A 14911-nucleotide genomic window follows, 5' to 3' on the forward strand; every position below is an offset into this window, starting at 1 on the left:
TTTCAATTAACAAATTCATGCCTTATTAAAAATTCATCACTATGGAAATCATAGAATTCGTTAATTGCATAGATTACATCCCTAGCGTTGTCCATTTTATTAATTGATGCTCTGAATGAAGCAGAATCAGGTAAGCCCGCACAATACCATGATAAATGTTTACGGGCTAATCTTAATCCAGAATACTCCCCATAATAGGTTAACATGGAATCATAATGAGATAGAATGATCTCTTTTTCTTCCTGCAAGGTTATAGGTGCTGGAATATCCTTGCATTGCAGGTAATGGATAATCTTGGATAAAAGCCAGGGTTTTCCGTAAACACCCCGTCCAATCATAATTCCGTCAGCCTTTGATTGTTGCAAAGCAATCACAGAAGTATTGAAATCAACAATATCACCGTTAACGATTACTGGAATTTTAACAGCTTCCTTAACATACTTCACAAAAGACCAATCTGCTTTCCCCTTATATAATTGCTGTCGTGTTCTGCCATGCACTGTAATCATTTTAATCCCACATTCTTCAGCAATTCTGGCCAATTGCGGGGCATTTAGGGATTGATGATCCCATCCCATACGCATTTTAAGCGTAACCGGAACATCAACAGCTTTAACCACTGCTTTCAATATAATTGATGCTTTTAATTCATCCTTCATCAGGGCTGAGCCAGCTTGTTGACCCACAGCCACTTTCTTGACGGGGCAGCCAAAATTAATATCAATAATATCAGCGCCTTTATCAACAGCGATTCGTGCCGCCTCAGCCATGGCTTGAGGATCTGAACCAGCTAATTGGGTAGAGTTCAAGCCCTTTGTAATAGGTTCAGCCATTTGCAACGTTGTCTTGTTTTCACGAATCATGGCCCATGAGGCTATCATTTCGGAAACAACCAGGCCCGCACCGAATTTCTTGACCAATTGTCTGAATGGAAAATCTGTCACTCCTGCCATAGGTGCCAGAATAACAGGATAGTTGATTATTTTATCCTCAGCAAGGCAAATTGGTTTTAAATCAGGAATGTCTTCAGCAGTATCTATAATCATTATCGGTATTATTTTCAATTTGATTTCGTAAAATTTATCACAATTGATTTATTATTTAAAACATGATTAATAAAGTCTTTTACTTTAATTATAGTTTAACAAAAATATCTTTTTTTATACAATTCAGTTATTATGCGCATCGCTCTTATTCTTCTATCTGCCGGTTCAGGTAAACGGTTCAATCAAAATGGAACGTTACCAAAACAGTATGTTCAATTGCTGGGTCATCCTGTCATCTTTCATGCTGCCAAAGCATTTTTACCTCATGTTGATCTTGTACAGCCCGTAGGTGATGCCTCATTGTTGTCTCCAGTTTTAAATGATCTAAAAAATAATAAGATTTTACCAATCATTCAAGGGGGGGAAGAACGACAGGATAGTGTAAAGGCCGGTCTGGAGGCATTGGCAAAACTTCCCGAACCTGAACAGCCTGATGTTGTTCTAATACATGATGGAGCAAGACCGAATATATCATCTGAGATTATTACAAAGGTAATTGACGCTCTTAAACAATATCCTGCAGCTATTCCCGCCATTCCCGTTGCTGAAACACTTAAAAAATCTAAACAAAATATTATTGAGAATACAATTTCGAGAGATGATTTATATCGTGCACAAACACCTCAAGGATTTAATTTTCGCCAATTACTTAAAATTCATCGCGGTTCATTCTCCAAAGGAGCAACAGACGATGCAGCGCTTTTTGAACAGGCGGGATTACCCGTTATGTTGGTCATGGGTGATGAAAACAATATTAAATTAACCTACAAAAATGATTTGAAACGATTGGAATGCCTTATGTCTAAAGTAATAATTCCGAGAATAGGTTCCGGTTTTGACGTGCATGCTTTTGAAAAAGATCGTCCATTGATCCTGTGCGGTATTAATATACCCTATGAACATGGATTGGCAGGCCATTCAGATGCCGATGTTGCTCTACATGCTTTATGTGATGCTATCTATGGTGCTTTGGCTGAAGGGGATATCGGCAGTCATTTTCCTCCCTCTGATCCTCAATGGAAAAATGCGGATAGCCAAAAATTTATTATTCATGCCGGAAAACGCATAATAGAACGTGGTGGTAAAATAAGTAATCTGGATATTACCCTGATTTGTGAAAAACCGAAAATGCGTCCGTATATCGATTCAATGAGGCAAAAAATCTCAGAATTGTTGCAACTCAAACTTTCAGCTATATCCGTTAAAGCGACAACTACCGAAAAATTGGGATTTACAGGCCGCCAGGAAGGTATTGCCTGTCAAGCGGTAATATGTTTGCTTATGCCAGAAGAGGAAACTTAGTCTAAAATTTAACTTTCAATATATTTTTTGAGGTTTGATAATCAATTTATTTAAACCTCAATTATTAACATATTCAAGATAATCTACACATTCATTGATTTCTTTCTGTATAAGGTTTAATCTTTGTTGTTGTTCTGCATCATAACCCCAAATTTGAGATTGAATATGTTCATCCAGATAAGCATACTCAAATCCTTCTTGTGCTGATAACTTTCTTTCAAAAATGGCAATTGATAATACAAAACTTCCCAATAATGGTATAATTACAGCAAAAAAAGTCAATTCTTCATCAGAAAGCCTCATAATATATGTTTTTATCTTATTGATTGTTTGTTTATCCTGTACAATAGGCATAACCCCTTTTGTCACCCTAAAGGTTATATGTAAAAACTCTTCAATCCATTGCAAAATAGGTTGCCATAGCTGATTTTGTTTATTTACTAATTGTTTAGGTTTTTCCGCACGATAGCAAAGCAATTCACCATTTACATAGGGAAGAAGGACATCAATATATTTCTTACGATCAGGTTTGATTTTTTCAATAAGAGTACTGATTATTCGCGTAATGGGTAAAGTATCAAATGAAAAAATATCTCCTTTTTTACAACCGGCATTTTGCCATTCATCTACTATTCTTTTTGCTAGCGTTTCGTTAGATACTGTTAGTATCGATTTCTGAGGAAGACGTAATAATTGTTTATCAAGATATATCCTAAAACCATCATCATCTTTGATATAAGTTGCCTTATCCCAAAAACGGCGCAATTTTAATGGTTTGTTCATATAATTTTTCCAATATCAGGTATTTATAATTATTGTGCTCTAGCTTTTGATAAGGAATCTGAACAATAATCGGTGCGTTCAAGCATTTTTTTTATCGTATTAATACTTAGGGTAAAAACCTTATCTTTATTTTTTTCAAAGTTTATAATCGGTTTGTCAAGATTGCCTTTAATAATGATTGGCACGGAGGCACTGAATGAACCCAATGAGATATCGGGAACAATATGAAAATCAATTTGATGAGCGGGTATAGAATAATACCCTGTTCCATTCAGGGCAAATTTTTTAGCCTGAAGTGTAAATGTATCAAAATATAATTGATCATTTTTCAGGTTAAAATGTACTGCCAAACATTGCGTTGAAAGATTCTTTTTCAATGGCAAAGTATCAGCCGCTTTACCTAGATAATGTCTTAATCCTTCAGCCTTGACGATTCCTCCAATTCCGGCCATTCCAACGCGTCCAACCATTGAATGAATCCACTGATCATAATTTGAACCTTTAGCTGAAATATTTCCAGTCACTTCAATAGGACCACTATACAATTCTGCCAACTTATATCTTTGTTCCAGCCACTCCATCGGAATAACGGATGGATGGATCGTAACATACAATTTTTGATCATCATTGTTATGATTATAGGCGATATCAAGATTAAGATGATTTTGTTTATTAATGAACTGTGCATTGTTAATTTTTAACTGATTGTTATTCCAATTAAAATATCCTGAAAAATTATTAAAATTATATTGATTAAATTGAAGATTTTTACCGTTTATATTACCTTCTGCACCCAAATTGTGCAAAATTTCATCACGAATATGATTGATTGACTGAATGTCAACTCTAAAAGGCAAATATATTTTACCATTATAAAATATATCATGTGCTTCAACAAAACCATTTTTAGAAGATTGATGGTCAATTTTTAATGCATTTAATTTTATTTTGAGAGATGGATTTTTTCCTCCCACTGTCCCGTGAATCTGTGCTGAATAATTATCTGATGATAAATTTCCCTTTATGGGTATTTCCTTGAGATTATCTGAAAACAATATTTGTTGAAAATTATTCAATGTTCCCAAATCGCCAGCCCAACTGAATATATTATCATTCACTTTTCCCTTAAACTGGATATTTATATTTTCATTAAACTGATTGGCTAAGATTTGTACATTCGTCAAATCGAAATCTTTGTATGATTCCCTAATTGGAATATAACCCATATTTAATTGTAACAGTTTTATTTTTGGTTTTGAATTTTTCTCCGTTTCTGTATCAACATCTTCAAATAGCGTATTGAAGGTAATATTTTCAACCAATGGTAAATTGGCATGTGGGAATAACAAATTAAGGTTCTGCAAGTTTAGAATCGCGCCTCTTGCCGATATTGAGAAATTTTTCAAATTGATAGAATCTTTTACAGTTCCATTGACATGTATATTTCCGACATTTTGATTTTGAAAATACTCTGTTAAAACCATTTGAAATTTAACAGGAGATGAAGAAACTACATTTCTATGCAATAGCAAAGCATCCGCATGATTGATACGTCCAGATAATGAAAAATTCGCTTGATGATTATGTCCATTAATTTCAAAACGTATCTTATTCCCTTCAAACTGATCAATATCGACAGTTTTCAAAAGAAAATGGGCATGTTTATTATTTTTAAAATTATCGTAACATGTCTGAACATGACTGAAATTGATTGTCCTGAAATTAACTGACCATTTTTTCTTATTTTTTTTCTTATTTTTTTCAGACGGAATATATGATTTTTTATAGGGATGAAATTCCCAGTTTTTTACGCCGTCTTGATTTTCTTCCAAATTTAATTTTACATTTGAAAGTTCCAATGCATGAATATTGATATTTTTTTTTAATAAAGACAATAAATTAATTTTCGCTGAAAATTTCCCTGCATGAATGAAATAATCAGCCTTGCCATCTTTTATATTTGCCAAAGCAATATCTGATGCTTTGATTTCAGGCCAGGGAACCAATTGTAGAGACAAATGATTTAAATGGACTTTTCGTCCTGTTTTTTTTTCAATTATTTCTGATAATTGATCATTAATTTTTTGCCGGTCAATCATATAATTGATTGCAAGATTACTTCCCGCTATCAATAATACAGAAGCTCCCAAAACACCAATAAATATCTTTTTCTTTTTTAGCATCATTAATCTTTGGATTCATTTAATAATGGTAAGTTAAAAATATAAACTAATCAGAAATAACATGATGGTTTTTTTATGCAATCATAAAACAAAACTAATTTTTCAAATGAAATATTTTCAGTTACATTTCTTATCTTTTATTAATTTGACACAATTACCGGATGGCATATCAAATCCCAATCTCTTAAATGTTTCTTTCATATGGGATGACAATTCAACTTCAACCTCCAGATATCCACCCTGGGGATGAGGAATGATTATTGCGCGGGCATGAAGATGTAGTAATTCTGGAAAACCTTCAAGTGAGCCATTCACTTGATTATATTTTCTATCCCCCAATATAGGACAGTTCATGGCCAAACAATGAACACGAAGTTGATGCATGCGTCCAGTAAGGGGATATAATTCGACCCAGGCAAATTTCCTGGCAGCATAATCTTTAACCATATATTCCGTTACAGCTTTTTGCGCATTTTTATTTTCTTCTGAAACAACGACATATGATTCGCCCGGACGTTCAACTTTCAATAATGGTAGCGTCACCCTACCACTTGATGAAACGGGACGACCTGTTGTAATGGCCCAGTATATTTTTTTTACTGCCCTGCCTCTGAACGCAGCAGTTAGTTTTGCTGCAGCAGCTGGATGACGAGCAATCAATAATATACCGGAAGTATCTTTATCCAAACGATGAACCAAACAGGGACGATAGTTACTATTTTCCCTCAATGCTTCGAGCATTCCGTCAATATGAAATCTTACATTACTACCCCCCTGAACAGCAATACCGGACGGTTTATTTATAACAAATAAATCGCTATCTTCATAAATAATCCAGCTTTTAACTTTTTTTGAAAAATGGGAATCCATGTCATGATTTTTTTTTGATAATAGAACATCTTTTTCAACAAGAGGAAGCCGAACAACATTTCCAGTATTCAAATGTGTAGATGCTTGAATTCTTTTTTTATCAACCCTTATTTGACCAGTTCTGCACAATTTTTGAATCATGCCCTGCGTAAATTGAGGATAATTTCTTTTTACCCAACGATCAAGACGCACTTCACCATCTTCATCTTTAACCGTAATATTTAAAATTTTCATATAATCTATTTATTTCTAAGTTTATTCCACTGTTCAAGACGTTTTGAAATGATCTCTTCTGTTCCCCGATGTGTGGGAAAATAAAACTGTTCACGTTTCATACGATCAGGAAAATAGTTTTGTCCAGAAAATCCCTCTTCTGTATCATGATCATACTGATATCCCTTGCCATAACCAAGTTCTTTCATCATTTTGGTTGGCGCGTTCAATATATGGGCGGGAGGCATCAAGCTTCCCGTTTTTTTTGCAACCGCTCTCGCTTTGTTAAAGGCTTTATAAATAGCATTGGATTTTGGTGCTGTTGCCAAGTAAACTACCAGTTCAGCCAATGCGATTTCCCCTTCAGGTGATCCTAACCGTTCATAACTCTCCCAAGCTGAAATTGCCAGTATTTGAGCATTAGGTGAGGCTAATCCAATATCTTCCGATGCAAAACGGGTCAATCTTCTTGCAATATATCTTGGATCCTCTCCACCTTCCAACATTCTAGCGAACCAGTACAAGGCAGCATCGGGATCCGAACCTCGAAGTGATTTATGCAGGGCTGAAATCAAATTATAATGCCCATCCCTATCCTTATCATACAATACTGCTTTTTGGCTTAGTAATTCATTTAACGCATTTTCATCAATTTTATGATCAAAATTTTGTTTGATTAATTGTTCTATCATATTCAAGAGATAGCGACCATCTCCATCTGCCATGGCAATAAGAACATGTAAGGCTTTATCCGTAAGAGGCAATTTCTTTTCAGTATTAATTTCAACACGCTTAATGAGTTGTTTCAACGCTTCTTCATCAAGACGTTTCAATACCATCAATTGGCAACGGGATAACAAAGCACCATTTAACACGAAAGATGGATTTTCAGTGGTCGCCCCTATCAGAATAATAGTTCCATCTTCAACAACGGGTAAAAAACTGTCTTGTTGAGTACGGTTGAAACGGTGAATTTCATCCACAAATAATAGGGTACCCTTACCGGTTTGTTGTCTATATTTTCTTGCCTCATCAAAAATTTTTTTTAATTCTGTCACCCCGGAAAAAATTGCGGATATTTGAACAAATCTCAAATTTGTATACTGGGAAATAATCCGGGCAATCGTCGTCTTCCCTGTTCCAGGATAACCCCACAAAATCAAACTTGATAATGTACCATGATTTATCATACGGGTAATAATGCCTTTTTTACCAACCAAATGATTTTGTCCGACAACCTCCTCCAATTCCATTGGCCGCAATTGATCAGCCAAAGGAACCTTATTGTCAATTATTGACTTCTTATTAGAATTCTCACTTAAAAAGGTGTGATCAGAGGCAAAAAGATCCTTGTCATTCTTTGATGAGGAAAAGGTCATGAGGAATTCCGAATTACCTTGTTAATTTTATTTATTTCGCGTGAACATTACCGTAGGAGGGCGCTCCCACACCAGGACAACTGCATGGAGAACCCAGAGGAACTTGATATGGAGTATGACAGCTATAAATTCCTGCCTTGCAAACAGATCCATAACCAACAGATGATTGTGTTCCTGCTGGAACTGGTGTTTCAGCTGTTCCTGAACATCCATTAAGAAACAGCGCGGATGAAACTAAACAGATACCGATACAAAAACAGTGTTTGATATTATTTATTCTTAAATTTACCATTTTCTTTCCATTCATGTTCTTTAATACTATTTTTATTAACTTTATGATTGAATATTATAATTTTCTATCCAAGGATTGATTTTTATCCGACATAAAGTTATCCACAATTTGGGGGATAAACTTGAGGAATAGTTTGTGTGTTATTATAGGATAATATGCTAAAAAACTGTATAAATATATCATTTATGTTATAAACATATATAATATAAAGGTTTTTATCTAACTTTAACAGTTGGATAACATAAACTTTGGAATTATGAAATCAAGCCTTAACTAGAGACTAAATTGAAAAATAGAACAAGATTTTTAACTTTTATAATCACCCTATTTCCCTTGACTGTTTATGGACAATCAAGTGATGAAAAATCAATCAGTTTTTCATATGAACAATTACAACCTATTTTCAAAATTTTACGAACCCAATCAACAACAATAAGTCCCTCATGTATTGAAACCTTAAAAGATATACATGAATTGAAAAAACAAAAAGCCAATGACAAGTTTGACAATGACAGGGATGTTAACAGTAAAATATTAAGATCCCTATACAACAATGCATTGGAATTTTGCAAAGTAGACGCGAGAAATATATGCAGTCACCAAGTTCCCATTTCCATACGCATGGAATGTAGAAAACTTTCAGATTAACAATCCATACGCTGAAAAACCAAATCAATATATATATATATATATATATACAATTTTTTTATTTCCAACGCCAGTTTTTGATTTCTGGCATATCTTCACCATATTGGCGAATATATAATTCATGCTCAACAAGTTTGTCTCTCACAAACTGATCTATATAAGCTATTTTTGATTTGTAACGATCAACCCTGTTCATGATGTTTGATACCAAGTGATAACGATCAAGATTGTTCAATACAACCATATCAAAAGGTGTTGTGGTTGTTCCTTCTTCTCTGAAACCATGAACATGAAAATTTCTTGCATTACTTCGTTTATAAATAAGCGAGTGAATTAATCTTGGAAAACCATGATAAGCAAAGATAACTGGTTTGTTGATTGTAAATAAGGCATCAAATTCTTGATTTGATAATCCATGTGGATGCTGATCATCTGTCATAAGAGTCATCAGGTCAACAACATTGATAAAACGAATTTTGAGATCTGGTACATATTCGTTAAGAATTTTGGTCGCCGCCAATGCTTCAAGCGTTGGTACATCACCAGCGCATGCCACAATGACATCGGGTTCTGTTCCTTTATCGTTACTGGCCCATTCCCAAATGCCAAGGCCTTTATAACAATGTTTAATTGCCTCATCCATGGTAAGCCACTGGGGCTCTGGTTGCTTGCCGGCAACAATAACATTGATACGGTCCGAACTTTTTAAACAGTGACTCGTAACCAGCAACAGGGTATTAGCATCTGGTGGCAAATAAATCCTGCTCATTTTAGGTTTTTTCGAAACAACATGATCTATGAAACCGGGATCTTGATGACTGAACCCATTATGATCCTGCCGCCAAACATGAGAAGTCAAAAGGATATTTAAAGACGAAATTGGCCGCCGCCATTCCACCTTGCTCGCCTCGTCCAACCACTTTGCAAATTGATTAACCATTGAGTCGACAATATGGATAAAAGCCTCGTAACAGGAAAACAATCCATGTCTTCCAGTCAATAAATATCCTTCAAGCCAACCCTCAACCGTATGTTCACTTAAAATTTCCATCACTTGTCCCTTATGGGCCAAATGATCATCGAAATCATATATTTCGGCATTCCAGACCCGATCGGTTACTTCAAATACCTTATTCAAACGATTTGAATTATTTTCATCAGGGGAAAGAAGCAAAAATTTTTCAGGATTATTTCTAATGACATCTCTTAAAAACTCTCCCATTATCCTGGTTGATTCAGCAATTACATGACCATGTTTCGTCATTTTTACTGCATATTGTCGATAATCAGGTAACTTCAAGGGTCGTCTGAGCAACCCGCCATTCCCATTGGGATTGGCGCTCATACGTTTATCTCCCTTGGGTGCCAATTCTGCAATTTCAGGAAATATTGCCCCTTTTTCATCAAATAATGCATCAGGATGATAGGATTTCATCCATTGTTCTAATAATTTCAGATGTTTTGGATTGCTCAAATCCCCAAAAGGAATCTGATGTGCACGCCAATAATCCTCCACTTTTTCTCCATCAATGGTTTTCGGACATGTCCAACCTTTTGGGCTTTTAAAAATAATGGCTGGCCATAATGGACGACCGGTATCATTATTTTTGCGTGCATTCTGTTGAATTCGATGAATACGATTGAATGCAGTATTCATGGCTGAAGCCATTTTCTGATGCATTGAATCTGGATCATTGTCTTCAACAAAAATTGGATCGTAGCCGTACCCCTTGATTAAATTGATTAATTCCTGATGGGATATACGTGCCAATATAGTCGGGTTTGCAATTTTATAGCCATTCAAATGAAGAATGGGTAAGACAGCACCATCTGTTTTTGGATTAACAAATTTATTACTGTGCCATGATGTTGCCAAGGGTCCTGTTTCTGCCTCACCATCACCTATAACACATGCAACGGTCAGATCAGGATTATCAAATATTGCCCCATATGCATGTGAAAGCGAATATCCAAGTTCTCCACCCTCATGAATGGATCCTGGTGTTGGTGCACCTGTATGGCTTGGAATGCCGCCGGGAAAGGAAAATTGTTTGAACAATTTCTGCATTCCCACTTCATCCTGTGTAATCTCGGGAAAAAGTTCTGTATAAGTCCCTTCAAGATAGGTTGACGCCACAACCCCAGGAGCTCCATGACCTGGCCCAGCTATAAAAAGAATATCGTTATCTCGTTCTCTGATAATACGGTTCAGATGAAGATAAATGAAATTGAGGCCCGGGGTTGTTCCCCAATGTCCAAGCAATCGTGGTTTGGTATGTTCCAGTTTCAATGGTTCCCTCAATAAAGGGTTATCCATTAGATAGATCTGTCCAATGGATAGATAATTGGCGGCATGCCACCATTTATTATATAAGTCCACTTCATGTTCAGATAAAAGCTTTTTATCAGTCATTTTTTACTCCTTGATAAATAGCTATTGTTAAACTCAATAAGAGTTATTAAAACCCCGGATTCATGCACGCTGTTTCGAATTTAATAAAAGCTGTTGTATTTCTTTCAATATGATGAACTCCTCATTGGTCGGGATTGTATATACCTTGATATTGCTTTCTGAAGTACTGATCAATTCATTTCCATCTTTATTTGCCTGTTCATCGATTTCAATCCCTAGCCAGGACAAAGTCTGACAGACTACAGACCGGACATATGTAGCATGTGCACCGATACCAGCTGTAAAAATCAATCCGTCAATCCCTTTTAGACAAACAATTAGCCGACCTATTTCTCCAATCAGTTTATAAATAAACAAATCCAGTGCCTGTTTGGCAAATTTCGATTTTGGTCCATTTTGGGCAATTTCATGAATAAGACCTCGCATATCACTTGAAACCTCGGATACACCTAACAAACCAGATTGTTTCCAGATTATATCCTCAATTTCATCGGGAGACCTTTTTTCTTCACGAGTCATATATAAGACGACATTTGGATCGATCTGTCCAGTACGTGTACCCATCACCAAACCGTCCAAGGGCGTAAAACTCATGGACGTATCAATAGATTTTCCTTTATTTATAGCCGCAACGCTTGAACCATTTCCAAGATGCGCCACAACTATTTTACCCTTAATCAGAGGGGATTTATTTTTTTGCAAATAATGCACGATATAATGATAGGAAAGACCGTGAAACCCATAACGTCTCAATCCACTATCATAATATTTTCTTGGAAGGGCAAAGCGTTTAGCTTTATCTGGCATTGTGGCATGAAAAGCGGTATCAAAACAAGCAACCTGAGTAATATCCGGATATTTATCCATTATGACTTTCATGGGAGCAAGGCTGGCTGGTTGATGCAAGGGTACAAATGGTGTTAATGAATCCAGATAACTGTAAATTTTTTGATCAATAACAACAGGACGATAATATTTCATCCCACCATGAACCACACGATGACCGATTGCCAGAATTCTATCTTTTTTTATAAAATCGAAAAGCCATTTCAAGACCTGATCCAACAATTCATCCCTGACATCAAGTTTTGCATATCGGCCATTTGTCCAATTTTTTTCATGAATGATTTTATCTTGACGATCGGTTATTTTCAAATGGGGTCCTGATCCAATCCCCTCTAGTAATCCTTTGGAATATAATTCAAAATCTGAATTATTCTGACTCCGATACAGAGAAAATTTTAGACTTGATGAACCCGCATTAATGATTAATACGACCGATGCCATACACGAAACCCTTCTAGAAAAATAACCTATATATCTAGAAAAGCATAAAGTTAAAAAACTGTTTTAATCAATCAATAGCATAAATAATTGTGGATAAATCAATTAATTCATAAATTTATATTCAGTTTCTCTTCAGCCTTTCACATACTTAATGATTAATCGTAATTCTTTTTTTGTCAAAAGGATAATGTTAAAATTTATTCCTTAATAATCTTGCCTGATCACGTTTCCAGTCACGATCAGCTATTGCCTGACGTTTATCCGCTTTTTTCTTACCCTGACCTAGACCCAGTGTTACCTTGGCTATCCCCCGGCTGTTAAAAAAAATATCCAGTGGAACCAATGTCATACCATTCCTACTTATAGCCCCTAGCAATTTAAAAATTTGTTTTTTATGAAGTAACAGTTTCCTGGGGGCGCGTGGATCAAATTTTGAAAAAAATCCGCCCTGATATTCAGGAATGTAGCTATTGAAAAGCCATATTTCCCCTTCCCTTTCCCCTGCATGAGCCTCGTTAATCGTGGCCCGTCCTAAACGCAAACTTTTTACTTCCGGACCCTTTAACATTAAACCCGCTTCCACCTTATCAACAATGGAATAGTTGAACGTGGCTTTACGGTTTTTTGCCACGTTTCCAAAAGAGATTAGAGAATTTTTCTTTTTTTCCGCCATTTAACCTAATAATCCCACTTTTTCCAAAGCCTCTTTAACCCTAATCCGCGTTTTCTCCGCAACAGGCGCAAGCGGTAAACGGCAAGTCTCTCCTGCCAACCCCAAAACGGACGCTGCAAATTTAACGGGGCCTGGATTGCTCTCAATAAAAAGGGCATCATGTAAAACAGACAAACGATCCTGCATAACCATTGCATTGGCAATATGACCATCCTTCCAGGCCTGTTGCATTTCTGCACATAATTTTGGTGCAATATTAGCCGTCACACTGATACAACCATCACCACCAGCGGCCAAAAATGAAATCGCGGTACCATCTTCCCCCGACAACTGGTTAAAATTCTTTTTAACCGCCCGTCTTACCTGAATGGGTCGGACAAGATTAGCCGTCGCATCTTTGACACCAACAATATAGGGATTTTCTGCAAGTCTTGCCATAGTCTCCACAGACATGTCAATTACTGAGCGGGCTGGTATATTATAGATATAAACAGGAAATTCCGTCGCCTCTACAATTGACATATAATGACAATACAATCCTTCCTGGGTTGGTTTGTTATAATAAGGTGTTACGACCAAAGCAGCTGTCGCTCCAATTTCTTTTGCAAATTTAACCATTTCAATAGCTTCAGATGTACTATTTGATCCGGCTCCTGCCAAAACTGGAACTCTACCATTTGCAACCTTAACCGCCACTTCAACAATTTTCCGATGTTCTTCATGAGATAAAGTTGGACTTTCCCCTGTTGTACCAACGGGAGCCAGTACAGAAGTCCCCTCCTGGATCTGCCAATCCACAAATTTTTCAAAAGTTGGAATATCCAATGAACCATCCTGTTTCATCGGGGTAATTAATGCCGTGATTGAACCTTCAAACCATATACTCATGTTGTCATTATTCCTTATCAATCATTGATATTCAATTATATATTGAATAAGTGTATCAAATTTTTATAAAATTATATATGGACTATACACTCTGACGATATTGTGAAGCAGGATACACCCCCAAAAGAACATAATCATCTGAATAAAATTTCAGTTCATTCAAGGCTTGATTTAACGGGTCATTGTGAACATGTCCTTCCACATCAACCAAAAATTTGGTTGCAACAAACCCCCCTTTATCCATACAGCTTTCCAAACGTGTCATATTTACATTATTTGTCGCAAAACCTCCCAATGCCTTGTAAAGAGCGGATGGAATATTTTTCGTTTTAAATAAAACAGTCGTCATCATGTTTTCACGTTGCGTTGGAATTTTCTTCTCACGTGAAACGATATAAAAGCGGGTTGTATTATAATTTTCATTTTCAACATTGTAACGTAATACATCCAGCCCATTTAATTCTGCCGCAAGTTCCGATGCGATTGCCGCATCTTCCCTGTTATTCATTTTTGCTATAATTTCAGCAGCACCTGCGGTATCAAATTCTGTTATCCGTTCAAGCGACAAATCATTGATTATTTCCGAAACCTGCCCCATTGCCATCGGATGTGTGTGAACCCTTTTGATATCAGAAATTTTTGCATTCTTGATACCTATTAGACAATGTTCAATCCTTTGGAAATGCTCACCAACAATAAAAAGTCCCGAAGAAGGCAAAAGATTATGAATATCAGGCACTCTTCCAACTAAATTATTTTCGCATGGCAACATGGCTTGTTCAGCCTTTCCAGACTGCACAGCTTTTATCGTTTCAATAAAATTTTCACAAGGTAACGTTACCCATCCCCGCCTTGCCGAACGACAGGCCATATCCGAATAGGCACCTGGTCGACCCTGAAAGGCAATAATTTTGGCAGTCATAAAATAATCCTA

General features: G+C 36.2%; 13 protein-coding genes. 2 read left to right on the plus strand and 11 right to left on the minus strand.

Annotation, left to right across the window (positions count from 1 at the left end; translation table 11 throughout):
- Positions 1-2: 2 nt before the first annotated feature.
- Positions 3-1046 carry a tRNA dihydrouridine synthase DusB gene (dusB, locus tag GN303_RS04465; protein ID WP_110437985.1) on the minus strand — a complete coding sequence of 348 codons (1044 nt, stop codon included), beginning with the start codon at positions 1044-1046 and terminating at the stop codon, positions 3-5.
- Between the two features lie 132 nt (positions 1047-1178).
- Here dusB and GN303_RS04470 point away from each other — a divergent pair, with 132 nt between their 5' ends.
- Complete coding sequence (locus tag GN303_RS04470; protein WP_110437986.1) at positions 1179-2348, plus strand: bifunctional 2-C-methyl-D-erythritol 4-phosphate cytidylyltransferase/2-C-methyl-D-erythritol 2,4-cyclodiphosphate synthase; 1170 nt, start codon at positions 1179-1181, stop codon at positions 2346-2348.
- A gap of 57 nt (positions 2349-2405) precedes the next feature.
- Here the strand turns inward: GN303_RS04470 and GN303_RS04475 are convergent, their stop codons facing one another.
- From GN303_RS04475 to GN303_RS04495, 5 genes are all read right to left on the minus strand, one after another.
- The gene (locus GN303_RS04475; protein WP_110437987.1) at positions 2406-3131 is read right to left on the minus strand and encodes an ATP12 family chaperone protein; all 726 of its coding nucleotides are present in this window, start codon (positions 3129-3131) and stop codon (positions 2406-2408) included.
- Positions 3132-3160: 29 nt separating this feature from the next.
- Positions 3161-5317 (minus strand): AsmA family protein, encoded by a 2157-nt coding sequence (locus GN303_RS04480; RefSeq protein ID WP_110437988.1) that lies wholly within the window; start codon positions 5315-5317, stop codon positions 3161-3163.
- A 114-nt stretch (positions 5318-5431) separates the two neighbouring features.
- Positions 5432-6418, minus strand: a complete 987-nt coding sequence (locus GN303_RS04485; protein ID WP_110437989.1) for an RluA family pseudouridine synthase — start codon at positions 6416-6418, stop codon at positions 5432-5434.
- 5 nt (positions 6419-6423) lie between these two features.
- The gene (locus tag GN303_RS04490) at positions 6424-7776 is read right to left on the minus strand and encodes a replication-associated recombination protein A (RefSeq protein ID WP_110437990.1); all 1353 of its coding nucleotides are present in this window, start codon (positions 7774-7776) and stop codon (positions 6424-6426) included.
- Positions 7777-7807: 31 nt separating this feature from the next.
- A complete protein-coding gene (locus GN303_RS04495) occupies positions 7808-8068 on the minus strand; it encodes a hypothetical protein (RefSeq protein ID WP_110438584.1) in 261 nt (86 codons plus the stop codon).
- 285 nt (positions 8069-8353) lie between these two features.
- Between GN303_RS04495 and GN303_RS04500 the strand changes: the two genes are divergently transcribed.
- On the plus strand, positions 8354-8716 hold the full coding sequence (locus GN303_RS04500) for a hypothetical protein (protein WP_110437991.1): 363 nt from the start codon (positions 8354-8356) through the stop codon (positions 8714-8716).
- A 58-nt stretch (positions 8717-8774) separates the two neighbouring features.
- Here GN303_RS04500 and GN303_RS04505 read toward each other — a convergent pair whose 3' ends face one another.
- The 5 genes from GN303_RS04505 to GN303_RS04525 form a co-directional block, all read right to left on the minus strand.
- Positions 8775-11129, minus strand: coding sequence for a phosphoketolase family protein (locus GN303_RS04505; RefSeq protein WP_110437992.1), 2355 nt, complete (start codon positions 11127-11129; stop codon positions 8775-8777).
- Positions 11130-11189: 60 nt separating this feature from the next.
- Complete coding sequence (locus GN303_RS04510; RefSeq protein ID WP_110437993.1) at positions 11190-12416, minus strand: acetate/propionate family kinase; 1227 nt, start codon at positions 12414-12416, stop codon at positions 11190-11192.
- A 190-nt stretch (positions 12417-12606) separates the two neighbouring features.
- A complete protein-coding gene (smpB, locus tag GN303_RS04515; RefSeq protein WP_110437994.1) occupies positions 12607-13089 on the minus strand; it encodes an SsrA-binding protein SmpB in 483 nt (160 codons plus the stop codon).
- Positions 13090-13977, minus strand: a complete 888-nt coding sequence (dapA, locus tag GN303_RS04520; RefSeq protein WP_110437995.1) for a 4-hydroxy-tetrahydrodipicolinate synthase — start codon at positions 13975-13977, stop codon at positions 13090-13092. It lies immediately after the preceding gene.
- 82 nt (positions 13978-14059) lie between these two features.
- Entirely contained in the window at positions 14060-14899 is an 840-nt protein-coding gene (locus GN303_RS04525) for a prephenate dehydratase (RefSeq protein ID WP_110437996.1), read from the minus strand.
- Positions 14900-14911: the final 12 nt, after the last annotated feature.

The organism is Commensalibacter melissae (genome assembly GCF_009734185.1).
Lineage (GTDB): Bacteria > Pseudomonadota > Alphaproteobacteria > Acetobacterales > Acetobacteraceae > Commensalibacter > Commensalibacter melissae.